The organism is Rhodococcoides trifolii (assembly GCF_014635345.1).
GTDB lineage: Bacteria > Actinomycetota > Actinomycetes > Mycobacteriales > Mycobacteriaceae > Rhodococcoides > Rhodococcoides trifolii.
The window spans coordinates 440,961-465,857 of record NZ_BMCU01000002.1 but is presented as its reverse complement, the minus strand read 5'-3'; the positions used below and the strand labels follow the sequence as shown (position 1 = coordinate 465,857).

Here is a 24,897-nt window from a genome sequence, read left to right as displayed (position 1 = left end):
CGCATCATGGCGGACCCAGGTTACGCGACCCTCAGGGCTACAAACTCAGGTAGGTCTTGAGCTCGTAAGGCGTGACGTGGCTGCGGTAGGACTCCCACTCGCGGCGCTTGTTACGCAGGAAATATTCGAAGACGTGCTCGCCCAGCGCCTCGGCGACCAACTCCGAACCCTCCATCGCCTCCAGCGCCTCGTGCAGGCTGCCCGGGAGTTCCTTGTAGCCCATGGCTCGGCGCTCGGCCGAGGTCAACGACCACACGTCCTCTTCGGCCTCGGGCGGGAGGGTGTACCCCTTCTCCACCCCTCGGAGGCCGGCGGCCAGCAGTACGGCGAACGTCAGGTACGGGTTGCAGGCGGAGTCGGGGCTGCGGATCTCGACGCGACGCGACGACGCCTTGTTCGGGGTGTACATCGGGACACGAATCAGCGCGGACCGGTTGGACGGACCCCAGGACGCGGCAGTCGGAGCTTCGCCGCCGTGAATGAGTCGCTTGTAGGAGTTGACCCACTGGTTGGTGACGGCACTGATTTCGTTGGCGTGCTCGAGGATGCCGGCGATGAACGCCTTACCCGTCTCGGACAGCTGCATCGGATCGTCCGGGTTGTGAAAGGCGTTGTTGTCGCCCTCGAACAGCGACATGTGCGTGTGCATCGCCGATCCGGCCTGATCGCTGAACGGCTTGGGCATGAACGACGCGCGCACGCCCTCGTTGATCGCCACTTCCTTGACCACGTAGCGAAAGGTCATGACGTTGTCGGCCATCGACAGCGCGTCGGCGTAGCGCAGGTCGATCTCCTGCTGGCCCGGCGCTGCTTCGTGGTGACTGAACTCCACGGAGATGCCCATCGACTCCAGTGCGTCGATGGCGTGGCGGCGGAAGTTCGGCGCGGCGTCGTGCACGGCCTGATCGAAGTAACCGCCGGTGTCGGCGGGAGTGGGAGGTGAGCCGTCCTCCGGTGCGTCACTGAGGAGGAAGAACTCGATCTCGGGGTGCACGTAGCAACTGAATCCGAGGTCTCCGGCCTTGCTCAGCTGACGACGCAGGACGTGGCGCGAATCGGCCCAGGACGGCGACCCGTCGGGCATGGCGATGTCGCAGAACATGCGCGCGGAGTGCTGGTGACCCTTGCTGGTGGTCCACGGGAGAACCTGGAACGTCGCGGGGTCGGGCTTGGCGACAGTGTCTGCTTCGGACACGCGTGAGAAGCCTTCGATGGCCGAGCCGTCGAAACCGATTCCCTCTTCGAAAGCGCCCTCGAGCTCGGCAGGCGCGATGGCCACCGACTTGAGATAGCCGAGGACATCCGTGAACCACAGGCGGACGAAACGGATGTCCCGCTCCTCCAGAGTGCGCAGCACGAATTCCTTTTGACGATCCATGACCGTCAGGCTAGGCACGCCCTGTTAAATCCGTGTTACGGCAGAAAATCGGTCTTGCTGTCCCACGCCTCACACGACGAGCTGATTGCCTGTGAGAACGGTGGATCAGCAGGTCAGGCCCTGCTCCGGAATCGTCAGGTCGACGAGGTAGGACACCAACGGCTCGTCGACACAGTCCTCCCCGGAGAAGGCGACGGTGTGCTGTGTCCCTCGGTAGGTGATCAGAGATCCGCCCAGATCGGCTGCGAGGGCGACCCCGGCTTCGTACGGCGTCGCCGGGTCCTCGGTCGTCGAGACCACCACCGTGGGCGCCAGGTCCGACACCGTGATCCGGGGCGTCCCCTCACTGGGCACCGGCCAGTAGGCACAGACGTCCAACGCTGCCGATCCGTTGCCACGCCCGTCGTCGAGGAACGGCGCGGCCTCACGGAACCGGGTGTCGAGCTCCCCCGCCTGCGCCGGGTTCGTGATCGGCGGATCGTCCACGCACCGCACGGCGTTGAACGCGTCCTCCAGATTGGAGTACGACCCGTCGTCCAGCCGTCCGTTGTACAGGTCGGCCAGCGACAGCAGGACGTCTCCACTCCCGTCGGCGAGCTGACCGAGGCCGACGCGCAGCGCCCGCCACAGAGTGGGTGAGTACAGCGCCTGCTGCACCCCGGTGTTGGCGTCCTCGTAACTCAATCCACGCGGGTCGGTGGTCCGAGCGGGATTCACCAGCAGCGGATTCACGAGCCTGCGGAACTGACCCACCGCCTGTTCGGGCGACGTTCCGAGCGGGCAGCTCGTAGTCTTCGCACAGTCCGCGGCGAAGTCGTCGAAAGCCTTCTGGAACCCCGCCGCCTGATCGACCACCTCGTCGACGGGGTTCTGCTCCGGGTCGATCGCGCCGTCGAGCACCAAGGCGCGTACGCGGTCGGGAAAGAGCTCCGCGTAGGTGGACCCGATGCGCGTGCCGTACGAGTAACCGATGTAGGAGAGCTTGTCGTCGCCCAGCACCGATCGGATGACATCCATGTCGCGTGCGACGTCCTCGGACCCGACGTGGGCGAGGAACCCGCGACCGGTGCGTTCGGCACACTTGGCCGCATAGTCCTTGTTCTCCGCTTCGGTCGCGGCAATACCTGCCGGCGAGGTGTCGGTGTCGTCGTCCGCGCGCTCGGCGTCCGTCTCCGGACCGGTGAGGCATCGCACCGCCGGTGTCGACGCCCCGATACCTCGCGGATCGAACCCGATCATGTCGAACCGGGCCGCGATGTCGGTGGCCTCCCCGGTCGTCGCCGCCGACAGGCCCGACGCGCCGGGCCCACCCGGATTCACCAGGATCGAGCCGATCCTGTCCCCGGTGGCGGGCGCGCGTGACAGGGCGATCCGAGCGGTGTCTCCGGTGGGGTTCGAGTAGTCGACCGGGACGGTGATCCTGGCGCACTGGAGGTTCGAGGGGAGGTCGTTGCCGTCGGTGGCGTACCCGTCGCAGGTCCCCCAGTCGACCGACTGCGCGCCGAAGTCGGTCGGCGCAGCCGGCGTGGTCACCGTCGGCGACGGTTCCGGCGCCTCGGAGACTTCGGCGCTGCACCCGACCAGAACCAGCGTCAGCGCCACGACAGCGGACATCGAGGCGCGCGCAGAGTTCACGCTGCCGATCGTGCCATGCGGCCGCCGCGACACCCCGGCCCGTCGCGGTTAGGTTGGCGAGGTGGACGCTCTGCGAATAGCTCTCGCACAAATCAATCCGACCGTCGGCGACCTCACCGACAACAGCCGTCTCGTCGTCGAGTGGTCGACCCGCGCCGCCGCGGCGGGTGCGCGACTGGTCGTCTTCCCCGAGATGGCACTCACCGGCTACCCGGTCGAGGACCTCGTGTTGCGTCCGTCGTTCGCTGCTGCGTCCGTCGACGCCCTGCATCGGCTGGCCGTCGATCTCGACAGGGCGGGGTGCGGCGACATGGCGGTGGTTGTCGGGTACCTCGATCGCGACGCATCCGGCTCGCGCAACAGTGCGGCGACTCTGTTCCGCGGAGAAGTGATGGGGCGCTACGACAAGCACTCCCTCCCCACGTACCGCGTGTTCGACGAAGCCCGGTACTTCGCGCCGGGAACACGCCTGGCCATCGTGACCGTCGACGGTTTCCGCGTGGGCACCACCATCTGCGAGGACGTGTGGCAACCGGGCGGTCCCGTGACGGCCTACGCAGCGGCGGGCGTCGACCTGCTCCTCTGCCCGACGGCAAGTCCCTTCGAGATTGCCAAGGACAGTATCCGGAAGTCGGTGCTGGCCACCCGAACTCGGGAAGCCGGCGTTCCCATCGCGTACGCCAATCTCATCGGGGGCCAGGACGAGTTGGTGTTCGACGGCGGCAGCATGGTCGTCGCACCGGACGGGTCGATACTCGCTTCGGCGCCCCAGTTCGTGGAGGACCTGCTGGTCGTCGACATCGCGCGTCCCGCACACCCCGCTCGGCGCAAACGCGACCCGCAACTGGGCCGCTGGCGGATCGAGCGCGTCGAGTTGCCCGAGGTAATCGTTCCCCAGTTCGCCGCGACCCCTGCGCCGGTGCCGCCGGTGATGTCGGTACCGGAGCAGGTGTGGGGTGCGCTCGTCACCGCGCTCCGAGACTACGTGCACAAGAACGGCTTTCGAACCGTGGTGCTCGGACTGTCGGGCGGAATCGACTCCGCGGTCGTCGCGGCGGTCGCGGTCGATGCGTTGGGCGCCGACTCGGTGTACGCCGTATCCATGCCGTCGCAGTATTCGTCCGATCATTCCCGAAGCGACGCAGCCGATCTCGCCCGTCGCACCGGACTGCACTTCACCGAGCAACCGATCGCGGAGATGGTGGCCGCGTTCGTCGGGCAGCTCGAGCTCACCGGGCTGGCCGAGGAGAACATCCAGGCTCGCTGCCGCGGCATGACCTTGATGGCACTGTCCAACTCGGACGGCCACCTCGTGTTGGCCACGGGTAACAAATCCGAACTGGCCGTGGGTTATTCGACGATCTACGGTGATGCTGTCGGCGGCTACGCTCCCATCAAGGACGTGCCGAAATCCATGGTCTGGGACCTCGCCCGGTGGCGCAACGCCGCGGCACAGGGGCGCGACGAGACTCCCCCCATTCCGGAATCCAGTATCGCGAAGGAGCCGTCCGCCGAGCTGCGCCCCGGCCAGCTCGACACGGATTCCCTCCCCGACTACGAGTTACTCGACGCTTTGCTTTTCCGCTACGTCGACTGCGATCAGGGACTGGAGGAGATCGTGGCCGCCGGGTACGAGCCGGACATGGTGCGCGACATCATCCGCAAGGTCGACCTGTCCGAGTACAAGCGCCGGCAGTACCCCATCGGCACCAAGGTCACGTCGCGGGCGTTCGGGCGGGATCGCCGGATGCCGATCACGAATCGGTGGAGGGAGTAGTGCACGATCTGTCTCGGCTAGCGAGATGAATCCTGCGAAAGTGCGCCCTTCACGTCATCAATTACGCCTGTCGGGTCCCCCGCCACACGGTGATATGTGAATCGCAGGACTCGCCATCCGGCGTTGCTCAGGATGTTCTGACGCTCGGCGTCGTGGTCGAAACGTTCGACGCCCCGATGCCATGCCCATCCGTCGACCTCGATGACGACCCTGGCACGGACGAACGCCACGTCGACTTCGAAACTGCCGATCCTCACGTGAGTTCGCCAACCCGCGATTCCCGCCCCGCGCAACAACCGCAACAACATCCGCTCTGCCTCCGAGTGCCCGCCCTCGGCCGCGATCCGAAGTAGCCGTCCCGCGGCGTCACTCCCGCGCCGGCCCGCATGCAACTCGTGTACCGCCTGAAGGATTGGCAGAGTCGTGTGTCGTTGCAACGCCCGGTCCATCAATTGAGATCCGTTCGGCACCAACACGCACGCCTCCAGCACGGCCAGGGGCAGTACGGTGACCGGAAGTCCCCTGATCTTTTCGATGTCGCGCCACTGCAGATCACGCCGCCGAGTTCGAATACCATTGCCACGCTTGATGTATCGCGCGCTGGGCGCGTTCACCCACAACTCTCGGGGAGCCCGGTCGACGATTCCGTGCCACCACACCGCACTCGGACCGAAGGCGCACACCCCATTTCCTGCACCCAGTACGGCAGCTCGGAGCTTGGCCGAGTCCGTCAGCTGACGGTCTCCGCTCAGGTACACACCGGGCCCGACGGACCGCCACAGACCCCGAGCAACCCGTCGGCCGATGGCCGCACGGCTCATGCCCAGGTTCATGGCTTGGCCTGCACTGATGACGCCGTCCTGTCTCGCAAGAAGACGACCGAGTTCCGAGTCCCGCACACTGTGTTCGACGCACCAAAACCCAATCGGTTCCCTCGAGACTCAATTCGCACGATTCTTCTCGGTGGACGAGACAAATTCAGCAGTGTTCGGTGTGACCAACTGCACTCGTCCAGGTCGAGTCTCCGGTGGCAGACTGAGCACGTCATCACCTACACCCGGGGACCTGCCAGCCAGGCCTCGAGGACGAAAGGGACAACGATGTCCAACGATCAGATGTCCGAGCACACCGTGTACGGCGCTGTGCCCACCGGCCGCAAGACCCGCACCCACCACCTCCATGCGATGAAGGCCAGCGGCGACCGCTGGGCCATGCTGACCGCGTACGACTACTCGAGCGCCCGCATCTTCGAAGAGGCCGGTATCCCCGTCCTTCTCGTGGGCGACTCCGCTGCCAACGTCGTCTACGGCTACGACACCACGGTGCACATCGGCATCGACGAGCTCATCCCGCTGGTCCGCGGAGTGGTCCGCGGCGCCCCCAACGCACTCGTGGTCGCCGACCTGCCCTTCGGCACCTACGAAGTCTCCCCACAGCAAGCCGTGGAAACGGCCGTTCGCTTCATGCGCGAGGGGCAGGCCAACGCGGTCAAGCTCGAAGGCGGCGAGCGTGTCGCCGAGCAGATCGCCGCGATCACAGCCGCCGGCATCCCCGTCATGGCGCACATCGGTTTCACCCCGCAGAGCGTCAACGGCCTCGGCGGTTTCCGTGTGCAGGGCCGCGGCGACGCGTCCGAGCAGTTGGTGGCCGACGCCATCGCTGTCCAGGAGGCGGGTGCGTTCGCGGTAGTCATGGAGATGGTTCCCGCGGAGCTGGCCGGTCAGGTCACGCGCAAGCTGATGATCCCCACGGTGGGTATCGGAGCCGGAAACGAGTGCGACGCACAGGTTCTCGTGTGGCAGGACATGGCCGGCTACACCAGCGGCAAGACCGCGAAGTTCGTCAAGCGCTTCGGCAACGTCGGCGACGAACTACGCACGGCTGCGGCCACCTACGCCGCCGAGGTCCGCTCCGGTGCGTTCCCCGCGGAGGAGCACAGCTTCTAAACTGCTCATCATGCGCAAACTACTGATCGCGGGTGCAGCTGTTCTGGCCGTCGCGGGGTGTGCTGGCGGCGCCACCACCGAGCCGTCGGCGACCACCACCACCACCACCACGGTTCCGGTCACCACCACCCCGGCAGGCCCGACGGTCACCGACGCCCAGGCCCAGAAGTTGTGCTCCGACATCGACGCCCAACTGCAGAACTGGCGTGTGCAAGGTCCGACCCTCGGCCGCGCCGGGCTGAACATCCTGGTCCAGACGTGGGCGGCGGAGAGCGGCACCATCAACCTTTCGGTGTTCCAGGATCGCGCGCTCGTCGACCGTGTCACCACCGACAGCTGCGCAGACGTCAGAACGCAAGCCGTCCAGGAACTTGCCATACCCGACTTGGCGTCGGGTCTGGTGGGCATCTGATGAGGGAGCTGTACCCGCCCGTGGAGGCGTACGACAGTGGGCATCTCGACGTCGGTGACGGCCAGAGCATGTACTGGGAGGTCAGCGGCAACCCCGAGGGCAAGCCCGCGGTGTTCGTCCACGGCGGGCCGGGTGGCGCGACGACGGGTGCGCAGCGCCGCTTCTTCGATCCCGACGCGTACCGCATCGTGTTGTTCGATCAGCGCGGATGCGGCCGGTCGACTCCGCACGTGGCCGACGGGGCCGACCTCTCGGTGAACACCACTCCGAAACTGATCGGTGACATGGAGGCTTTGCGCACCCACCTCGGCATCGAGCGCTGGCTGGTCTTCGGTGGGTCGTGGGGTTCGACGCTGTCGCTCGCCTACGCGCAGGCTCATCGTGACCGGGTGACCGAACTGGTTTTGCGGGGCATCTTCTTGCTGCGCCGCAGCGAGATCGATTGGTACTACAACGGCGGGGCCGGGCACGTCTTCCCCGAGCTGTGGGACGCGTTTCTCGATCCCGTACCGGCCGACGAGCGCGGCGGCGATCTGGTCGAGGTGTACCACCGCTTGCTGCATTCCGACGACGCTCACCTGGCGGAACGAGCGGCCGTGGCATGGTCGTCGTGGGAAGGAGCCACCTCCACCCTGCTTCCCGAGCCGGAACGAGCGACCCAGATGTCCGAGCCCCGCTTCGCGCTGGCGTTCGCCCGCATCGAGAACCACTACTTCCACAACCGCGGGTTCCTCCACACCCCGTTGTTGGGCGGCATGGACCTGCTCGCCGACGTTCCGGGTGTGATCGTGCAGGGCAGATACGACATGGTGTGCCCGGCAACCAGCGCATGGGCGTTGCATCGCAGTTGGCCGGCCTCCGAACTTCGAATCGCCGCGGACGCAGGACATTCGGCCAACGAACCCGGAATCACACACCATCTCGTGGAGGCAACCGACGCATTCCGTTAACCAAGAAGTGGTACAGATGTCACCATGAGTTCATCCCGTCACGCCGAAATCGAGACGAAGTACGACGTCGGAATCGAGACTCCGGTTCCCGACTTACACGGCGTCAAGGCCGTTCGGTCGGTGTCACCACCCGAGCTCACCCACCCGTCGTCCACGTACTTCGACACCCGCGACTTCGACCTCACTCGCCGACGCATCACGTTGCGTCGGCGGACGGGTAGCTCGGACGCAGGCTGGCACATCAAGCTCCCGGTGAGCGCCGACGAACGACTCGAGGTGCGCAGCCCCCTCTCGGCCGGCGGCAACGACCATCAGGTGCCGGACGACGTGATCGGTCAGGTGCGAGCCCTCATACGCGGCAAGGATCTGGTTCCTGTGGCGCACATCGAGACTCGACGCACCATCACCCGAATCGCGACGGCCGAGAGCGAGCACGCAGCCGAATTGTGCGACGACGCCGTCACCGCGAAGAACCTTCTCGCCGACACCACCACGCAGTGGCGTGAATGGGAAGTCGAACTGGTCGAGGGCGACCGGAAGATCCTGAAGAAACTGGACACGTACCTCCTCGCACACGGCGCCGAGACCGGCTCCTCACCCTCGAAACTCAGCCGCGCGCTGGGCGCGTCCGCACCGACCGCCAGAGCGTCCGTGCACCCACCCGTCGCCAAGTCGACTGCGGGAGAAGCACTTCTGTTCGCCATTCAGGCCGACATCGACGGCTTGCTCGCGGCCGATCCTCGGGTGCGCGAGGACGAGCACGACTCGGTCCACGCGATGCGCGTGGCCACCCGCCGGCTGCGCAGCGTGCTGCGTTCCTACCGGTCCCTGCTCGATCGCGAGACCGTCGACGCCGTCCGCGGTGAATTGTCCTGGCTGGCAGACATTCTGGGAACCGCACGAGACGCCGAGGTCATGGCGGCCCGCTACGACTCCGCGATCGACGCGCTGGAGCCCGACCTGTCCCACGGCGACGTCGTCGACCGCCTGGCCGGGACTCAGCGCCGCGTCTACGAACTGGCGCACACCGAGATCCTCGAGCAGCTCGGCGGCGACCGCTACTTCGCGCTGCTCGACAGTCTCGATGCCCTCGTGGAGAACCCGCCGTTCACACCGCGCGCAGCCAAACCCGCACGCGGAATCTTCCGGAAGGTGTTGCGGCGCCAGTACGACCAGGTCGCGGCCGACGCACTCGCGGCGAACGCCGACGACAATCCCGACGCCGTGCACGAGGTACGCAAGTCGGCGAAGAAGCTGCGTTACGCCGCCGAGCCTGCGGCACTCGTCCTGGGCGACCGCGCCGAGAAGGTAGGCAAGGCCGCAAAGGCGCTGCAATCGGTCCTCGGGGATTACCACGACACCGCGGTGTCGCAGGACAACATCATGGTCGAGGTGGCCAAAGCCCGTGAGGACGGGGAAGACACGTTCGCGTACGGCGTGCTGTACGAGCGTGAAGGGCACGCCGGCGCCGAGTATCTGGTCGGGTACCCGTCGGCGCGGGCCCGGTTGGACCGGGCAGCGCGGGTCCTCTAGGCGGGCGAGAACCGCACGGTTCTCGCCCCGGCGTCGGCGGTGTCGAGCCGTACACGCACGCGTGTGCCCTCGGCCGGTTCGCCGCTGCAGTCCGCTACGACGGGCGGATCGGTGACGAACACCTGAGCCGACTTCTTGCCCTCCTTCCCACGCAACACTGCAGCGTCGAAAGTCTCCCCGACACGGGGTGCCAGAACGGTCGACTCGGTGAGGTCGACGCAGGCACGATCGACCTTGTTCGCAACCGAATCGCTGCGGCGCATGTCGTCGGGCAACGTCGGCATCGCGTCCGTGACCCATGTGGGAACAGCCGTGTCGGACGCGATGCTCAGACAGATCTCCGTCGCGAATCGGTCGACCAATCGTCGCAACGGAGCAGTCACATGGGCGTACGGCCCACCGATTCCAGAATGATTCGGCTGTTCCGGCGTCTGTCCGTCGAAGGCGACGTAGTCCGCCCCGCGCAGCAGCCGCGTGGCTTCGGTCATCATCGCGAGCGTTGCGGGTTCGGCCGGGTCGAGGGTCGCCAGAAGCGCACCGGGCCCCGTACCCGCAGGCCAGTCGATTCCCAGGGCATTCGCCGCCCGTCGGAGCGAGTCGACGTCACGCTCGGCCGGTGGCGGCAGGGTCCGCAACAAGCCCACTCGTGCGTCGATCATCATGGCGGCGGCGCACATTCCCGTCATCAGCGACATCTCGGCATTCCAGTCGTCGACATCGGTCCGAGGCGCCTGCTCGACGCGCCACCCGTCGCCGTCGGCCACCACTTCTTGTTCCGGCAATTTCAGTTCGATGGCGCCGCGATCGAGGGCGCGCGCCACGCGCAGGCGGCCCAGATCCGGCAACGGCTCGAGCGACGGATGAACGGCGGCATCGTCGACGGACTGCTGCACCTCGGCGTAGGTGAAGCGCCGGACAGAGCGCACGAGCGCCCGCTCGACCGTCCACGACACTGCATTCCCGTCCGAATCCACGTCGATGGTCCACAGCGCAGCCGGTCGCGTCGTGTCCGGCAGCAGACTGGCGGACCCCTCCGACAGCTCGAGCGGATGCAACGGCACCGAGCCGTCGGGCAGATAGACGGTTTGACCGCGCCGGCGCGTTTCGGCGTCCAGAGCACCTCCCGGCGCGACCACCGCCGCGACGTCGGCGATCGCATAGTGCAGCCGGAAACCGTCGGACGTTCGAGTGACCAGCAAGGCCTGGTCCAGATCCATAGAACCGGGCGGGTCGATGGTGACGAACGCGAGATCGGTGGCGTCTCGGCGACCGGCGGCGGCACTGTCGACAGCTGCGACGGCCTCGGCAACCGCCTGCGCGGGATAGACGCCGGGAAGATCGAACTCGGCTCGGATGCGGTCGAAATTCACTGCCCCAGCCACCAGACGCCTCATGACGAGCAGTCTCCCCCGGGGCATTTCCGGAGCCTCCACCCGGTAGTATCGGAGCCGATCGCAGGCCCGAGTTCACCGAATGGAGTTCGTCATGTCGACCATCATCTTCGATAATCTTCTCCCCTACCTCGGGGCCGAAGCTGCCCAGTACTGGGCCAATCTTTTGGTGATCAACCCGCTCTGATCCGCACCCGAGTTATCGACGGCCCCTGCCGGACAATGGCCGACGGGGGCCGTTTCGTGCAAAGAGATAACGATTATTTCGCCATTTCGACATCCATTCGTTGCCACCGTTCGAGGTGCATCGGGGCCGCAGCGATGCCAGACTCGGTCGCGTACCTGTTCACGAACGAAGGAGAATCACCGTGCCGCTCGACCTCGCATTTTTCGCGGATCTCTTCAGCGCATTGTCGGACATCTTCGGCGGACTGGACTTCTTCGCCGGTCTGAGCTGACCGACGCCAGGCGGTCCGGCTCTTCCCACCGAGTCGTCTCGGCCGGGCCGCCTGACCCCCGCGGGTCACCTCGAGAAAAGTGGAGCGGGCGAGTCGGCCTCTAAGCCGGATCCTGTCCTCGCGATCTCTCGATCCCGAGTGGCGACCATCCATCTGGACACACCGTCGCCGGGTGCCTCTAGCGGTCCACCCGCAGGCTCGGGCGAGCAGCCCTCGAACACCTGCGCAGTCGCACGCACCGCAAGCGGGTGTGCGACCTTCGACCTTGCTCCGGGCGGGGTTTACCTAGCCACCTCGGTCACCCGAGGTGCTGGTGCGCTCTTACCGCACCGTTTCACCCTGACCGGCGTGGCACGAATGCCCCGCCGGCGGTCTGTTTTCTGTGGCACTGTCCCGCGAGTCGCCTCGGGTTGCCGTTAACAACCGCCCTGCTCTGTGGAGTCCGGACTTTCCTCGGCACGAAGCTTGACGACACGCGGTCGCCAGTTCTCCTCGCCGCGGCCGCCCGGCCAACTCGTCCGCGTGAGTGATCGTACGGGCACCGAATAGAATTCGACCAATGAGGTTCGTCGTCCTGCTGCGCGGGGTCAATGTCGGGGGAATCAACATAAAGATGGCGGACTTGCGGGCGGCGCTCGCTCCCTCCGAGTTCCGAGGTGTGCGCACCGTGCTGGCGTCGGGGAACGTCGTGGTCGACACGGACGAAAGCGATCCGGGGGTCGTCAAGGCGAAGATCGAGCGGGTTCTCTCCGACACCTTCGGCTACACCGCGTGGGTCATCGTGCTCGACGTCCCGACTCTCGAATCGGTGGTTGCAGACTTCCCGTACGACGCGGCGGATGCTGCCCGGCACCCGTATGTCGTCTTCTCCTCCGACGGTGTCTCGACGACCGAGCTGAGCGAACTCGCCGATACCCTCGATCCCGGCGTCGAGCAGTGCGTTCTGGGTGAACACCACGTTCTGTACTGGCAGGTGATCAAGGGCAACACACTGGACAGCGTGATCGGGAAAGCGTCAGCCCGTGCCCGCTACAAGTCCACCACCACGACCCGAAACCTCCGGACCCTGCAGAAGATTCTCGCGTGAGCATTCTGGCTCTGGCCCTCGTGGCCGTCGTTCTCGTCTTCGCCATCGTCAGGCCCCGAGATCTACCCGAGATCGTCGTCGCACTGCCCGCTGCCATCGTCGCTGTCGTCGTCGGCGTCGTGACCGTCGGACAAGCCCGAGAGGAAGTCACCGAACTCGCGCCCACCGTCGCGTTCCTGGCTGCCATCCTGGTTCTCGCGCACCTGGCCGACGCCCACGGTGTCTTCGACTGGATCGCAGTACTTCTGCGGCGCAGCTCCGTGGGTAACCCACGCCGTCTTCTCGTCCTCGTGTTCGTCGCGGCGTCGCTCACGACGGCTGTCCTGAGCCTCGACGCGACGGTCGTGCTGCTGACGCCGGCCATCATCGGCGCAGCACGCGCGTCGGGAATGTCGACGCGTCCGCACAGTTATGCCGTTGCGCACCTGTCCAATTCGGCCTCGACGGTGCTGCCCGTCTCGAACCTGACGAATCTTCTCGCGTTCTCGGCGACGGGACTGACGTTCCTGCAGTTCACCGCCTACATGGCGGCGCCGTGGCTTGCCGCCATCGTCGTCGAATTGCTCGTGTTCCTCGTATTCTTCCGAAAGGACCTGCGGGGGGCGGTGTCCGAGCCGGAACCGATCGTCGCGCGGGACGCACCCGTGCTCGCCCTGTGGATCATCGGTGCCGCACTCGTCGGTTTTGGAGTCTCCGGTTTCGTCGACGTCGCGCCCGCCTGGATTGCCGCTGCCGCGGCCGTCGCACTGGCCGTACCAGGGGTGCGCCGCGGCGTCACCAGTCCGAAAAAAATCGTCGTCGCCGCCGATCTGTGGTTCTGCGCCTTCGTCTTCGCACTCGGTGTCGTCGTGGCCGGCCTCGCGGCCGGACCGATCGGAACGTGGGTGGCGAACCTTCTGCCGACGTCGACGACGTTCACCGCGTTGTTGGCGACGGCAGCGATCGCCGCTGTTGCCTCGAACGTGCTGAACAATCTGCCCGCGACGCTGTTGCTGGTGGCGGCCCTCGGGGCGGGTGCACCCCCGGCGTTGCTCCTCGCGATGGTGATCGGGGTAAACCTCGGACCAAACCTGACCTACGTAGGCTCGCTGGCAATCATGCTGTGGCGCAGGGTCGCTCGCGCGCAGGGCGAGAGTCCGCAACTGTCGACGTTCACCGCTCTGGGTGCGATCACGGTGCCGTTGACCTTGGTGGCGGCCGTCGGCGCCCTGTGGTTGGTCGTCTGAAGATCGGTCGTGTGAAGGCTGGTCACCTAGGCCCAGATGTACGACGTGTCGTTGACCAGACGGACCGACGCGCGGTCGTCGTCGAACCAGTCGACAATGGACAGGGACGCCAGATCGAGGTGCATGCGATACAGAATCGACGGGCCGACGTCGAGCGCGAACTGGAGCATGGTCTTGATCGGCGTCACGTGCGTCACCACCACGACGGTCTGACCGGAGTACTTCTGCAACAACCGGTCTCGTGCCTCACCGATGCGTTCGCGGACCGCGTCGAAACTCTCACCGCCCGGCGGAGCCACCGACGTGTCCGCCATCCATTTTTTGTGCAGCTCCGGGTCACGCTCGCTCACCTCCGCGAACGTCATGCCCTCCCACGCGCCGAAATCGGTTTCCGTCAGACCCTCGTCGATCACCACGTCCACACCGACGGCCGCGGCGACGGCGTCGGCAGTTGCTCGCGCCCGCACCAGCGGAGACGAGACGATCGCGTCGACTCCGCCCATGAAGTCGATCCGCTTGGCAGCCGCAGCCGCTTGCGCCACTCCGGTATCCGTCAGTTCCGGGTTGCCGCGTCCGGAGTAGCGCCGGTCCACCGACAGCGGTGTCTGGCCGTGGCGCAGCAGCATCAACCGCGTGGCCGAACCCGTGACCGCTTGCCAAGCAGGAAGATCCCGCGCCGGCGGAGCAGCGAGAGCCGCATCGGGGGCAGTCTCGACCTTCCCGTCCATCGCCTCGTTGGCCAACCGGTCGGCGTGCGAGTTCTCGGCACGCGGAATCCAGGTGTACTCGACCCGGTCGAACGCGGACGCCTGCAGAGTCGCCTGCCGGTGCAGCGGAATCATGTCCGGGTGCTTGACCTTCCACCGTCCCGACATCTGCTCGACGACAAGCTTGGAATCCATGCGCGCAGACACCTCCCGCGCGCCGAGTGCGGCCGCAGCGTCGAGGCCGGCTATCAGTCCCCGATACTCGGCGACATTGTTGGTGACCACTCCGAGCGATTCCTTGCGCTCGGCGAGCACGGCGGAACGGTCGGCATTCCAGACCACCGCGCCGTATCCGGCAGGTCCCGGGTTGCCGCGGGAGCCCCCGTCGGCCTCGATGACGACTTTCGTGACGGTCACAGGCCGGATTCTTTGGTGCGCACCATGATTGCGTTGCATTCGGGGCAGCGGACCAGGGTGTCGGCATCCGTCGCCGTTATTCGTGCAATCTCTCCGCGATCGATCTCGATGCGGCACGCTCCGCACCGTCGGGCACGCAACGCCGCTGCACCGATACCGCCGCGCTCGCGCTGCTTCTCGTAGATGCTCAGCACCTCGGCGGGGAACCCGTCGGCCAGCTCGGATCGTTGTGCACGACGGGCACTTTCGGTGCGATCGAGGTCGGCGACGGCATCGTCGCGGCGCCTGACGACATCGATCAGCTGATCCTCGACCTGATCTACCTGCGCACCCGCGTGGTCGTAGTCGTTCTGCGATGCTTCGCGGCGTTCCATCACCTCGAGCAGTTCGTCCTCGAGGATTCCCTGGCGGCGCTCGAGCGAGGTCAACTCGTGCTGCAGTTCGGTGAGCTGCTTGGCGGGGGCGTTGCCACCGGCCAGCGCCGCCCGATCCTTTTCCTCCCGCATGCGGACAGCGTCGATTTCGCCTTCGAGTTTGCGGATGTCGCGGTCCAGATCGTCCAGCGAGATCTGCACGGCCACCGCAGCGTCCTTGCGCGAGAGACGTTCCGTCTCGAGTCGATCGAATTCGGCCTGTTCCGGCAGCGTTCGCCGTCGGTGCGCGAGCTGCGAGAGCTCGGTGTCCAGCGCGGCAAGGTCCAGAAGTTTCAGTTGTACCCGATGATCGACGTTCACGGCTGCAACCGTACAGCTCAGGGGAACGCCTACCCGCACATTCCCGACCGGCCTCCGGCCTACCCGCTACATTCCCGACCGGCCTCCGGCCTACCCGCTACATTCCCGACCGGCCTCCGGCCTACCCGCACGTCCAGGGATCGGTCCGCACCGTCGTCAACGCCGTTGCCCAGCCGGCCCGCTGTCCGAAACGACTGTCCAGCATGTCCTTGGCCTGCCGGCACCAGGGGAACTCCCCCGCCCAGTGCGCCACGTCGATCACCGCGGGGCCGCCGGCGCGCAGGTGCTCGTCCACCACGTGGTGACGCAGGTCGGACGTTACGAAGACGTCGACCCCGGCCTTCGTGGCCGCCCCCAGCATGGAATCACCGGCACCACCGCTCACAGCGGCTGTCGTCACCAGCGCGTCCGGGTTGCCCGCGGCGCGAACACCCCACACCGTCTGCGGCAACGCGGCCTTCACCGAGGCGGTGAAGTCGCGCAGCGTCGTGGGTGCTCTCAGCCGGCCCACGCGGCCGAGCCCACGGCCCGAGGGCAGTGACGCCATCTCGAGTACGTCGAACGCAGGCTCCTCGTACGGGTGAGCGTGTTTCAGCGCGGCCAGCATCGATGATCGGACACCGCGATGCGCCACCATCTCGAGACGGCTCTCGTCGACGAACTCCACCGCGCCGACCGTGCCGATCACCGGGTGCGCGCCCTGCGTGGGACGGAACTGCCCGAGACCGGTGACGCTCCAACTGCATTCGCGGTAGTCGCCGATCTCCCCGCCCCCGGCGGCGAACATGGCCTCGCGCACGGAATCGGCGTCGGCGACAGGAACGAACACCACCCACTTGTCGATGTTCGGGGCGGGCTTCTCGTCGAGGGGCCGCAGGTCCACGAGTCCCACCGCGTCGGCCAACGCGTCGGACACCCCCGGCAGGGCCGAATCCGCGTTGGTGTGCGCGGTGAACAGCGCGCAGCGAGAGCGAATCAGCTTGTGTATCAGCGCGCCCTTCGGGGTTTGCGCGCCGACGGTGTCGACACCGCGCAGCAACAGCGGGTGGTGCACGATCAGCATCTGCGCTCCCCACGCCAACGCCTCGTCGACCACACCGGCGGTCGCGTCGACGGCGAACATGACCTTCGCTGCCGGCTCGGACGGATCGCCGCACACCAGTCCGACCGAGTCCCAGTCCTCCGCCAGGTGCGGTGGGTAGGCGTCGTCCATTGCGGCGATGACCTCGGCGACTGTCACTTCATCCATGTCACGACCCTAACGAGCGGGGGTGGCGTCGTACCGGCAGCCGGGATCCAATCGCTCCCGGCCGGTCGGACTACACCGGGAAGGCCGGAGGCCGGTCGGACTACACCGGGAAGGCCGGAGGCCGGTCGGACTAACACCGGGAAGGCCGGAGGCCGGTCGTTTTACATAGACTGGTTGCATGGATTACCGCGCCGACACCGTGCTGTTCGACCTCGACGGCACCCTCACCGATTCGGCGCCGGGGATCTTCGCCGGCTTCCGGCACGCCCTCGACACGGTCGGCGCCCCCGCGCCGACTCCGCAGATGCTGAGCCGGGTCATCGGACCGCCACTGGTCGACTCGTTCCATGCGTTCGGTTTCGACGAAGACCGCACTGCACGCGCACTCGCGGCCTACGTCGCCCGGTACGACGAGCTTGGGTGGGCGGAGAACGCGGTGTACGAGGGAATCACCGCGGTGCTCGACGGCCTGACCGCGTCCGGCACGACCCTGGCGGTGGCAACCTCAAAGAACGAGAAGTTCGCCAACCGCATCCTCGACCATTTCGAGCTGTCCCACTATTTCGAGTTCATCGCGGGAGCGAGCGACGACGGCAGCCGCCGCGCCAAGGCAGACGTCATCGCACGCGCGCTCGGCGAAGTCGGCAAGACGCCCACCGCGGCCACCGACGGCGGAACCCCCGCCGTCGTCATGGTGGGTGACCGTGAGCACGACGTCTACGGCGCCGCGCACTGGGGCATCCCGGCTGTGCTCGTGGAGTGGGGATACGGGCACCCGTCCGAACACGCCGACGCGCGCTGGTCCGTCACCTCCACGAGTGAACTGAGCAAGGTCCTCGATGCCGTCACCGTCTGAGCTTCACGTCACGTTCGTGTGCACCGGCAACATCTGCCGATCACCGATGGCCGACAAGATCTTTGCCGACGCCATCGCCCGGGAAGGGTTGAGCGATCGGGTGCGAGTCACCAGCGCGGGCACCGGTAGCTGGCACGTCGGAGACGGCGCCGACCCGCGCACGGTGGCCGAACTCGAGGCCAACGGGTACCCGTCGGAGCACCGTGCGCGCACGCTCGACGACGACATTCTTGCCGCCGACCTCGTGGTCGCACTCGATACCGGTCATCGACGGGACCTACTGCGGGCCGGGGTCCCCGAGGAGAGGTTGGCGCTCCTGCGCAGTTTCGACCCGGACGCGGACAGCGAATCCGTCGACGATCCGTACTACGGCGACGCGCAGGATTTCGAAACGGTGCGCGTTCAGGTCGAGGCCGCTGTACCCGGCCTCCTGGCCTGGGTTGCCGATCGCGTCTAGCGCTACCGTGGTAGCTGTGCGCCGGTTGTCCTACTTCCTCAAGCCGGGTTGGCTCGTGCTCGCCGGCGTCGTGGCACTGTTCGCCTACCTGTGCTTCTCGATCCTGGCGCCGTGGCAGCTGGGCAAGAACTCGACCACCACCGAGCGCAACGATCAGATCGCGCGTTCGTTGGAAGCGGACCCCGTCCCCGCCGACGCCCTGATCTCCGGCGGACAGGTCACCACCGACGACGATTGGCGCAGGGTCACCCTCGCCGGGACCTTCACGCCGAACGCCGACGTTCTGGTGCGCCTTCGCAGCGTCAACGAGACGCCGTCCTACGAGGTACTGACCCCGTTCCGCACCGAGTCCGGACCTACCGTCGTCATCAACCGCGGCTACGTTCTGCCGAACGAGAGCAATCAGCCACCGACCATCGATCCGCCCCCGACCGGCCAGGTCGTGCTGGACGGTCGACTGCGCGTGGACGAGACTCCGTCCCCGGAGCGCAACCCCATCGCCGGCTCGGGCGGGAGCCTGCCGCAGGTCTATTCGATCACCGCAGCTCAGGTGGGCGCACTGACCGGAACCACCCCGGTCGACGGTTACGTCCAGCTCGCCGACGCCCAGCCCGGCGGCTTGGGCACCATCGCCCTGCCGCAGCTCGATGCCGGCCCGTATCTGTCCTACGGCTTGCAGTGGATCGCGTTCGGCATCATGGCCCCGTTGGGACTGGCGTACTTCGTGCGGGCCGAACTGCGCGAGCGCAGGAAAGAGAAGCAGGCACCCGAACCCGAGCCACTCGTCCTGGACGACGACGAGCACGACGATCTGGACCGACTTCTGGTGCCGCGCAGATCATTGCGTCGGAAGAAGTCCTCGCCCACGACGCCGACCGACGCGACGAGTTCGCGCATGGCCGACCGTTACGGCAAGTAGCACCGACACCGCGGCCGCTGCAGTCTGCACGCGAGAGGACAGATCGACTGCGCGCGACAGATCGGACGGCGTCGGCGTCGGACCCGTTCCGAGGGTCGGCCGCAGTTCGACCCCGTGGCTGTATTCGGTTCTCCCCCCGAGCATGACGCCGAGCGTTCCGGCCGCGGACGCTTCGGCGACGCCGGCGTTGGGGCTGGGGTGCTTACGGGCGTCACGCCGCCATGCCGTGATCGCGCCGCGTGGGTTGCCTCCGACCGCAACGGTCAGCGCACCGGTCGATCGCGCCGGGACGAGATTGACGACATCGTCCAATCGTGCTGCGCACCAACCGAAGTGAAGATACCGATCGGAGCGGTACCCGATCATCGAGTCGAGAGTGTTCACCGCGCGGTATCCGAGAACACCGGGCAGACCGGCCACGGCACCCCAGAAGAGAACGCCGACGGCAGCGTCCGAGGTGTTCTCGGCGATGGATTCGAGTGCGGCGCGGGCAAGTCCGTCGCGGTCCAGAACCGACGGGTCCCGGCCACACAGCGACGGCAGAATGGCGCGGGCCGACACGAGGTCACCCTGAGCCAGCGCGTCGGACATCCGCCGACCGGTCCGGGACAAGGTGGTGCCGCCGAGGCAGTAGTAGGTGCATACGCATGTGAGTGCGAGTTCCGCCCGGGGGCCGAGCTGCCGCGCACGGGTGCCGATCAGCACCGTCGTTCCGACGAGAATCCCGACGTGAAGGACACCGGCGAGACGCGTCGGGCGGTAGGTGAGCCGCTCCACCGCCGCGGCGGTAGTGCCGAACGCCGCGACCGGGTGGTGTCGTGCCGGATCGCCCAGCGCGCGATCGGCGAGAAACCCGGCCAGAAGGCCCGCGGCGACAACTGAGCGCATCTCCGAAATCTATCGAACGACGACGATCGGGGTCGGTGGCAGTCCGTTGAATCGCGACGCCGACACCGCGGTGTATGCGCCCATCATCGGGCTCACGAGGATGCTGCCGATCGCCAGGTGGGGCATCGGGTAGTCCCGAGCGACGACGTCGACGCTGTCGCATGTCGGCCCGGCCAGCACCACCGGGCGCATCGGGCCCACACTCTCGCCCTGAATCTCGGACAAGGTCAGTATCGCGGGGTGCACGTCTTCGGCCAGGACGTTCGAATAGCTGCCGTACACGCCGTCGTCGAGGTAGTGCCACACCTGCCCGTCTCGCTCCGCGGACCCGACGACGCTGGTGAGCAACGTCGCGGCCGACGCCACGACGTAGCGGCCCGGCTCGGCGAGCACGGTCACCCGATCTCGTACCGGCGCGAGTGCGGTGTCGATCACGGACGCGATCTCGGTGATGCTCGGCATGAATTCGCGGTAGGACACCGGGAACCCACCCCCGATGTCGAGTGTGTCGAACCGGATCCCCGACGACGACTCCACTCGGCTCATGAGGTCGATGGTCTCGTCGATCGCCCGCGCGAACGGCTCGATGCCGCGCCCTTGGCTGCCGACGTGAAAGCTGAAACCGCTCACCCGCATTCCTCGGCTCAGCAGTTGTTTCACCACGAGCTCGGCGTGCTCGGTCGACACACCGAACTTGGCCGACAGATCGGATTTCGCGGTCGGATCCGGGAACGCCAATCGCACCAGAATGCCTGCGTCGCGGTGCCGCGCGTCGAACTTCTCGACTTCACCGATGCTGTCGACCACGAAGGTCCGCACCCCGGCATCGAATGCGTGGTCGATGTGGGCAGACTTCTTGACGGGGTGGGTGTGCACGACCCGCCGCATGTCGACCCCCAGCGTGCGGAGGTGGTCGACCTCCTGAGACGTTGCGGCGTCGAACCACCCGTCTCGCGACACCACCGCCGCGATGACAGCCGGATGCGGTAGAGCTTTCACCGCGTAGTGAAACCGGATGTAGGGCAACAGTTCCTGTAGTTCGGCGTAGCGCCTCTGCACCTCCCGGGGGTCGAGGACCAGCAGTGGCGTGCCGTGTCGCGCGGCGAGATCCGCCCACGTCGGCGCCGCCTCCCGCAGCTCGTCAGCCAGCCTGCGTCGCCGCTGCGGTTCCATCACGCTCCCGCGATGTCGCCGGTCCCGGAGTCGGCGCCAGCCTCGTCTTGTTGATCTCGTAGCTTGCGATGGCGCAGGCATAGAAGCCCACGTCTGCCACGAGCTTCGCGGTGAGCCACCCGGCCAGCGTGTTGCCGATCACGGACAGACCGACGTACCAGGAGAGGGGCCGAACGCCGAAGGAGTCGATCACCTCGGCGGGGCCGAATTCCAGCGTCAGACTGCGCAGCGCCAGCAGCACCGCGAACACACGCCGGCGCAGCCCCGTCCGTACCAGATCCGTTCGGTAGTAGGCCACGATCGCCCGGTGAAACGAGACCCAGTAGTACCCGACGGACGCTCCGACGGTTCCGGCCACCGCTGCCGCGACGAACGACCCGGTGATCGCGTAGGAGAGGGCGGCCCCGCCGAACTCCCCGACGGTCGCCGCGATCTCCGCCGGAAGATAGCGGCGCACCCATTCCTTCGCTCGAGCTCGATTCATACCTGTCATGCGACCGATACTCGAGGTCGGAACCGCTCGGGACACGCGTAGTGCACTACTCGATCGGGTACTCGTTTTCGTCCGCCCATGGTCGGGCGACGAATAGACACTGCCCTGCATCGACGAACTTCTCGAGAGGCTCTACCCGCATGTCCCGTTCCACCGACACGGCACACCCCACCGAGATCCCCCGCAGCGCGTGGCAAGCGTTGATCGTGCTGCTGCTCGGCATGTTCATCGCTCTGCTCGACACCACGATCGTCAACGTTGCTCTTCCGACGATCAGGGTCAGCCTCGACGCGTCCGAGGCCACCCTGTCGTGGATCATCTCCGGATACGCCCTGGCGTTCGGGCTCGCGCTGATCACCGCAGGTCGGGTCGGGGATCGCGTCGGCCACAAGTGGGTCTTCTTCACCGGTCTGGCGCTGTTCACCGCGGCGAGCCTCGCGTGCGGGCTCGCCACCAACGATCTGTCGCTCGTCATTGCGCGCGTCGTGCAGGGTCTCGCCGGCGGCATCTTCGTTCCCGCCGTCACCGCCTACATCCAGCTGCTGTTCCCACCGCAGGCACGAGGCAAGGCGTTCGCGATCATGGGCGCCGTGATCGGAGTGTCGTCAGCCCTCGGACCCATCATCGGTGGCGTCATCATCGAGCTTCTCGGCGAGGAATCCGGCTGGCGCGGCGTCTTCTTCGTCAACCTTCCGATCGGCATTCTGGGCCTCGTCCTCGCCGCCAAGTTCCTGCCTTCCAAAGCGGAGACCGACCGAAACACGTCCTCCTCCCCCGGTGACCAGGGAATCGACTGGATCGGGTTGGTGCTGATCACCGCCGGACTCGTGGCGTTGCTGGTCCCGCTCATCGAAGGTCAGGATCTGGGATGGCCCACCTGGACGTACGCCACGCTGGCGGTGGGGGCGCTGCTCATCGCCGCCTTCGGCGCCTGGGAAGTGTTCCACTCCAAGCGCGGTCACACCCCCCTGGTTCCGCCGCGGCTGTTCACCCGTCCTGCGTTCACCGGCGGCACGATTCTCGCCCTCGTCTATTTCGCGGCCTTCACGTCCATCTTCTTCACCATCTCCATCCTGTGGCAGACCGGTCTGGGCAATTCGGCCCTGCAAGCCGGCCTCGTCTCCTTGCCCTTCGCCGTCGGCAGCATCGTTTCGTCGGCGCAGAGCAATCGCCTGACGCTGGCGCTCGGCCGCAACGTCCTGGTGCTCGGCGCCGGGTTGGTGACTGTGGGCCTCGGGTGGTTGTGGCTCACCTTGCTGTTCACCGACTCCTCGGACCTGACGCTATGGAAGACGTTGCCGCCGTTGCTCGTTGCCGGTCTGGGTAACGGCTGCTTCATCGCGCCGAACGCTCAGTTCATCGTCGCGACCGTGGAGCGCGAGGACGCAGGATCCGCCAGCGGAGTCATTTCCACGATGCAGCGGGTGGGCAGCGCGGTCGGTATCGCCGTGATCGGCAGCGTCCTGTTCGGGTCCCTGACCGTCGCCGGACCGGGTCCGAAGGCCGTGGCCGACGGTTTCACGCACGCTGCCGCTCAGGCGATGGGCGTCAGCACCGCCTTCGCCTCGCTCGCGTTCCTGCTCGTGTTCGCGCTGCCGAGGAAGGTGCAGTCCTACGGCGGGCCGCCGGCGAAGGCGAAGCAAGCAGCCTGAGCGGGCGGGCATGCGGGCCGGGGTCAGGCAGGCCGCTCAGTTTCGGCCTGGCAGCAGCGCCCGAATGTCGTCGAGGGTGCTCGCGTCGGCCGGGTTCTTGTCCGGCCGGTACCGCAGCACCCGTGCGAATCGCAAGGCGACTCCGCCGGGGTACCGGGTACTGACTTGGGCGCCGTCCAGTTCGATCTCGACGACAAGGATCGGGTTCATGTGCACGGCGTACTTGTCGCGTGAGGACTCGTGCTTCGGGAACTCCTCGGTCTGCCATCGCAGCAGTTCGTCGGTCAGCCCCTTGAACGTCTTGCCGACCATGATCGGCGGGCCCCCGTCCACGTCACGCGCTCCGAGATGGAGGTTGGACAGGAATCCAGTGCGGCGGCCGTATCCCCATTCCGCTCCGATGACCACCAGGTCGAGTGTGTGTTCCGGCTTGACCTTCTGCCACGACTTTCCGCGCCGTCCCGCCGCGTACGTGGAGCCGAGCGCCTTGATCATGATGCCCTCGTGCCCGGCGTCCAGCGCCGCGTCGAGGTGTGCTTCGGTGGCATCGAGGTCGGGTGTCCGCAGGGACGGAATCAGGTGCTGCCCCGCTACGGACGTCAACGCCGCGAGTCGTTCGGAGAGCGGCCGATCGAGCAGGTCCTCACCGTTCAATGCCAGGCAGTCGAAGAAGTACGGCTGCAGCAACAGTTCGCGTTCGGACGTGGCGCCGAACCGGCTCATCGTCTCCTGGAACGGGCGGGGCCGGCCGGAGTCGGTGAGCGCCAGGGTCTCACCGTCGAGAACCACACTGCTGCAGTCCAATCCGAGCACCAGCTCCACCAGTTCGGGAACGGACGACGTGATCTCGCGGAGGGTACGGGTGAAGATGTGCACCTCGTCGCCGTCGCGGTGCACCTGAATGCGGGCACCGTCGAGCTTGAACTCGACGCTGACGTCCCCTCCCAGATCGGCGTGCGCGTCGGCCACCGATTCGGCGGGCGAGGCCAACATGGGACGCACCGGCCGCCCGACCTGCAACCTGAATTCGGCCAACGCGTCCGCGCCGCCGCTCATCGCGGCGACGGCCGTTGCCGGCAATCTGCCCGACAGCATGAAGGCACGCCGCACGACGTCGAGTTTCTGACCCGACGCCACCGCGATGGCGTCGGTCATGACGCCTTCCAGGGCGCCGTGCCGCACCTCACCGGTGATCAACCTGAACAGAAAATCCTGCTCCTCCGCCGTCGCGCGCGAGAAGATCGACGCGAGCAGTTCGAGGCGCAGCTTGGCCGACCCGGCTCCCGACGTCGACGCCAACTCGTCGAACACTGCGTCGACCTCGGCCACGTCGAGCGTCGGCTCTGCGGCACCGTCACCACGGGCGCCGACGAGTGTGCGACCTCCGACACCGATGCGACCCTGCAGCGTCTCCCCCGACAACCACGCCACCACGGGTGCGAGCTCGTCCGCGGACGCCGACTGCACCAGTTCCGCGATCGTCGCGGTCTTCGCCTTGCGCGACCGGGTGGCGCCGACCTCGGCGCTGGCGGTGACGATCGAATGCAAAAGCATCTACT

General features: G+C 66.8%; 22 protein-coding genes and 1 other RNA gene. 11 read left to right on the top strand and 12 right to left on the bottom strand.

Annotation, left to right across the window (positions count from 1 at the left end; translation table 11 throughout):
- Nucleotides 1–37: 37 nt before the first annotated feature.
- A complete protein-coding gene (gene glnA / locus IEW02_RS09375) occupies nt 38–1,378 on the bottom strand; it encodes a type I glutamate--ammonia ligase (RefSeq protein ID WP_188544536.1) in 1,341 nt (446 codons plus the stop codon).
- A gap of 105 nt (nt 1,379–1,483) precedes the next feature.
- Nucleotides 1,484–2,992 (bottom strand): alpha/beta hydrolase, encoded by a 1,509-nt coding sequence (locus IEW02_RS09370; RefSeq protein WP_188545251.1) that lies wholly within the window; start codon nt 2,990–2,992, stop codon nt 1,484–1,486.
- Between the two features lie 82 nt (nt 2,993–3,074).
- On the opposite strand from IEW02_RS09370, the gene IEW02_RS09365 reads away from it, so the two are divergent.
- A complete protein-coding gene (locus IEW02_RS09365; RefSeq protein WP_188544535.1) occupies nt 3,075–4,790 on the top strand; it encodes an NAD+ synthase in 1,716 nt (571 codons plus the stop codon).
- Between the two features lie 17 nt (nt 4,791–4,807).
- On the opposite strand, the gene IEW02_RS09360 is transcribed toward IEW02_RS09365, so the two are convergent.
- Nucleotides 4,808–5,689: a DUF559 domain-containing protein gene (locus tag IEW02_RS09360; RefSeq protein ID WP_188544534.1), complete on the bottom strand. Its 882-nt coding sequence runs from the start codon at nt 5,687–5,689 to the stop codon at nt 4,808–4,810.
- 216 nt (nt 5,690–5,905) lie between these two features.
- On the opposite strand from IEW02_RS09360, the gene panB reads away from it, so the two are divergent.
- Genes panB through IEW02_RS09340 form a run of 4 tightly spaced genes read left to right on the top strand, consistent with a single transcriptional unit; the run spans nt 5,906 to nt 9,631 of the window.
- A complete protein-coding gene (panB, locus tag IEW02_RS09355; protein ID WP_188545250.1) occupies nt 5,906–6,736 on the top strand; it encodes a 3-methyl-2-oxobutanoate hydroxymethyltransferase in 831 nt (276 codons plus the stop codon).
- A 10-nt stretch (nt 6,737–6,746) separates the two neighbouring features.
- Nucleotides 6,747–7,148 (top strand): hypothetical protein, encoded by a 402-nt coding sequence (locus IEW02_RS09350; RefSeq protein WP_188544533.1) that lies wholly within the window; start codon nt 6,747–6,749, stop codon nt 7,146–7,148.
- Nucleotides 7,148–8,098: a prolyl aminopeptidase gene (gene pip / locus IEW02_RS09345; RefSeq protein ID WP_188544532.1), complete on the top strand. Its 951-nt coding sequence runs from the start codon at nt 7,148–7,150 to the stop codon at nt 8,096–8,098. Before IEW02_RS09350 ends, pip begins: the two co-directional genes overlap by 1 nt.
- 24 nt (nt 8,099–8,122) lie before the next feature.
- Nucleotides 8,123–9,631, top strand: coding sequence for a CYTH and CHAD domain-containing protein (locus IEW02_RS09340; RefSeq protein WP_188544531.1), 1,509 nt, complete (start codon nt 8,123–8,125; stop codon nt 9,629–9,631).
- Here IEW02_RS09340 and IEW02_RS09335 read toward each other — a convergent pair.
- Together IEW02_RS09335 and rnpB are read right to left on the bottom strand one after the other, a co-directional pair.
- A complete protein-coding gene (locus tag IEW02_RS09335) occupies nt 9,628–11,025 on the bottom strand; it encodes an RNB domain-containing ribonuclease (RefSeq protein ID WP_188544530.1) in 1,398 nt (465 codons plus the stop codon). The genes IEW02_RS09340 and IEW02_RS09335 overlap by 4 nt on opposite strands.
- Before the next feature lie 540 nt (nt 11,026–11,565).
- An RNA gene (gene rnpB / locus IEW02_RS09330) (RNase P RNA component class A) lies at nt 11,566–11,997 on the bottom strand.
- Nucleotides 11,998–12,039: 42 nt separating this feature from the next.
- Between rnpB and IEW02_RS09325 the strand changes: the two genes are divergently transcribed.
- Together IEW02_RS09325 and IEW02_RS09320 are read left to right on the top strand one after the other, a co-directional pair.
- On the top strand, nt 12,040–12,567 hold the full coding sequence (locus tag IEW02_RS09325; protein WP_188544529.1) for a DUF1697 domain-containing protein: 528 nt from the start codon (nt 12,040–12,042) through the stop codon (nt 12,565–12,567).
- On the top strand, nt 12,564–13,793 hold the full coding sequence (locus IEW02_RS09320; RefSeq protein ID WP_188544528.1) for an SLC13 family permease: 1,230 nt from the start codon (nt 12,564–12,566) through the stop codon (nt 13,791–13,793). The genes IEW02_RS09325 and IEW02_RS09320 overlap by 4 nt, the downstream gene beginning before the upstream one ends.
- 26 nt (nt 13,794–13,819) lie before the next feature.
- On the opposite strand, the gene IEW02_RS09315 is transcribed toward IEW02_RS09320, so the two are convergent.
- The 3 genes from IEW02_RS09315 to IEW02_RS09305 all read right to left on the bottom strand — a co-directional run bounded on the left by IEW02_RS09315 (nt 13,820) and on the right by IEW02_RS09305 (nt 16,900).
- On the bottom strand, nt 13,820–14,917 hold the full coding sequence (locus IEW02_RS09315) for a bifunctional RNase H/acid phosphatase (RefSeq protein WP_188544527.1): 1,098 nt from the start codon (nt 14,915–14,917) through the stop codon (nt 13,820–13,822).
- Complete coding sequence (locus IEW02_RS09310; RefSeq protein ID WP_188544526.1) at nt 14,914–15,651, bottom strand: zinc ribbon domain-containing protein; 738 nt, start codon at nt 15,649–15,651, stop codon at nt 14,914–14,916. The genes IEW02_RS09315 and IEW02_RS09310 overlap by 4 nt, the downstream gene beginning before the upstream one ends.
- Nucleotides 15,652–15,772: 121 nt before the next feature.
- Nucleotides 15,773–16,900, bottom strand: coding sequence for a Nif3-like dinuclear metal center hexameric protein (locus tag IEW02_RS09305; protein ID WP_188544525.1), 1,128 nt, complete (start codon nt 16,898–16,900; stop codon nt 15,773–15,775).
- A 178-nt stretch (nt 16,901–17,078) separates the two neighbouring features.
- Between IEW02_RS09305 and IEW02_RS09300 the strand changes: the two genes are divergently transcribed.
- The 3 genes from IEW02_RS09300 to IEW02_RS09290 are packed head-to-tail and all read left to right on the top strand — an operon-like array spanning nt 17,079 to nt 19,132.
- On the top strand, nt 17,079–17,756 hold the full coding sequence (locus IEW02_RS09300) for an HAD hydrolase-like protein (RefSeq protein WP_188544524.1): 678 nt from the start codon (nt 17,079–17,081) through the stop codon (nt 17,754–17,756).
- Entirely contained in the window at nt 17,740–18,213 is a 474-nt protein-coding gene (locus IEW02_RS09295) for a low molecular weight protein-tyrosine-phosphatase (protein ID WP_188544523.1), read from the top strand. Before IEW02_RS09300 ends, IEW02_RS09295 begins: the two co-directional genes overlap by 17 nt.
- A gap of 16 nt (nt 18,214–18,229) precedes the next feature.
- Nucleotides 18,230–19,132 carry an SURF1 family cytochrome oxidase biogenesis protein gene (locus IEW02_RS09290; RefSeq protein WP_188544522.1) on the top strand — a complete coding sequence of 301 codons (903 nt, stop codon included), beginning with the start codon at nt 18,230–18,232 and terminating at the stop codon, nt 19,130–19,132.
- Here the strand turns inward: IEW02_RS09290 and IEW02_RS09285 are convergent.
- Genes IEW02_RS09285 through IEW02_RS09275 form a run of 3 tightly spaced genes read right to left on the bottom strand, consistent with a single transcriptional unit; the run spans nt 19,052 to nt 21,686 of the window.
- Nucleotides 19,052–20,020, bottom strand: coding sequence for a cobalamin biosynthesis protein (locus IEW02_RS09285; RefSeq protein ID WP_188544521.1), 969 nt, complete (start codon nt 20,018–20,020; stop codon nt 19,052–19,054). The two genes, IEW02_RS09290 and IEW02_RS09285, sit on opposite strands and share 81 nt — an antisense overlap.
- Nucleotides 20,021–20,029: 9 nt before the next feature.
- Entirely contained in the window at nt 20,030–21,193 is a 1,164-nt protein-coding gene (locus IEW02_RS09280; protein ID WP_188544520.1) for a type III PLP-dependent enzyme, read from the bottom strand.
- On the bottom strand, nt 21,162–21,686 hold the full coding sequence (locus IEW02_RS09275) for a hypothetical protein (protein WP_188544519.1): 525 nt from the start codon (nt 21,684–21,686) through the stop codon (nt 21,162–21,164). Before IEW02_RS09275 ends, IEW02_RS09280 begins: the two co-directional genes overlap by 32 nt.
- Nucleotides 21,687–21,826: 140 nt before the next feature.
- Between IEW02_RS09275 and IEW02_RS09270 the strand changes: the two genes are divergently transcribed.
- Nucleotides 21,827–23,338: a DHA2 family efflux MFS transporter permease subunit gene (locus IEW02_RS09270; RefSeq protein ID WP_188544518.1), complete on the top strand. Its 1,512-nt coding sequence runs from the start codon at nt 21,827–21,829 to the stop codon at nt 23,336–23,338.
- 36 nt (nt 23,339–23,374) lie between these two features.
- Here IEW02_RS09270 and IEW02_RS09265 read toward each other — a convergent pair whose 3' ends face one another.
- Nucleotides 23,375–24,892: an ATP-dependent DNA ligase gene (locus IEW02_RS09265; RefSeq protein WP_188544517.1), complete on the bottom strand. Its 1,518-nt coding sequence runs from the start codon at nt 24,890–24,892 to the stop codon at nt 23,375–23,377.
- Nucleotides 24,893–24,897: the final 5 nt, after the last annotated feature.

Coding starts and splice junctions, on each gene's coding strand:
- glnA (WP_188544536.1), bottom strand. CDS start 1,378: ATGGATCGTCAAAAGGAATTCGTGCTGCGCACTCTGGAGGAGCGGGAC.
- IEW02_RS09370 (WP_188545251.1), bottom strand. CDS start 2,992: ATGTCCGCTGTCGTGGCGCTGACGCTGGTTCTGGTCGGGTGCAGCGCC.
- panB (WP_188545250.1), top strand. CDS start 5,906: ATGTCCGAGCACACCGTGTACGGCGCTGTGCCCACCGGCCGCAAGACC.
- IEW02_RS09350 (WP_188544533.1), top strand. CDS start 6,747: ATGCGCAAACTACTGATCGCGGGTGCAGCTGTTCTGGCCGTCGCGGGG.
- pip (WP_188544532.1), top strand. CDS start 7,148: ATGAGGGAGCTGTACCCGCCCGTGGAGGCGTACGACAGTGGGCATCTC.
- IEW02_RS09340 (WP_188544531.1), top strand. CDS start 8,123: ATGAGTTCATCCCGTCACGCCGAAATCGAGACGAAGTACGACGTCGGA.
- IEW02_RS09335 (WP_188544530.1), bottom strand. CDS start 11,025: ATGAGGCGTCTGGTGGCTGGGGCAGTGAATTTCGACCGCATCCGAGCC.
- IEW02_RS09325 (WP_188544529.1), top strand. CDS start 12,040: ATGAGGTTCGTCGTCCTGCTGCGCGGGGTCAATGTCGGGGGAATCAAC.
- IEW02_RS09305 (WP_188544525.1), bottom strand. CDS start 16,900: ATGGATGAAGTGACAGTCGCCGAGGTCATCGCCGCAATGGACGACGCC.
- IEW02_RS09300 (WP_188544524.1), top strand. CDS start 17,079: ATGGATTACCGCGCCGACACCGTGCTGTTCGACCTCGACGGCACCCTC.
- IEW02_RS09295 (WP_188544523.1), top strand. CDS start 17,740: ATGCCGTCACCGTCTGAGCTTCACGTCACGTTCGTGTGCACCGGCAAC.
- IEW02_RS09285 (WP_188544521.1), bottom strand. CDS start 20,020: ATGCGCTCAGTTGTCGCCGCGGGCCTTCTGGCCGGGTTTCTCGCCGAT.
- IEW02_RS09280 (WP_188544520.1), bottom strand. CDS start 21,193: ATGGAACCGCAGCGGCGACGCAGGCTGGCTGACGAGCTGCGGGAGGCG.
- IEW02_RS09275 (WP_188544519.1), bottom strand. CDS start 21,686: ATGACAGGTATGAATCGAGCTCGAGCGAAGGAATGGGTGCGCCGCTAT.
- IEW02_RS09270 (WP_188544518.1), top strand. CDS start 21,827: ATGTCCCGTTCCACCGACACGGCACACCCCACCGAGATCCCCCGCAGC.
- IEW02_RS09265 (WP_188544517.1), bottom strand. CDS start 24,892: ATGCTTTTGCATTCGATCGTCACCGCCAGCGCCGAGGTCGGCGCCACC.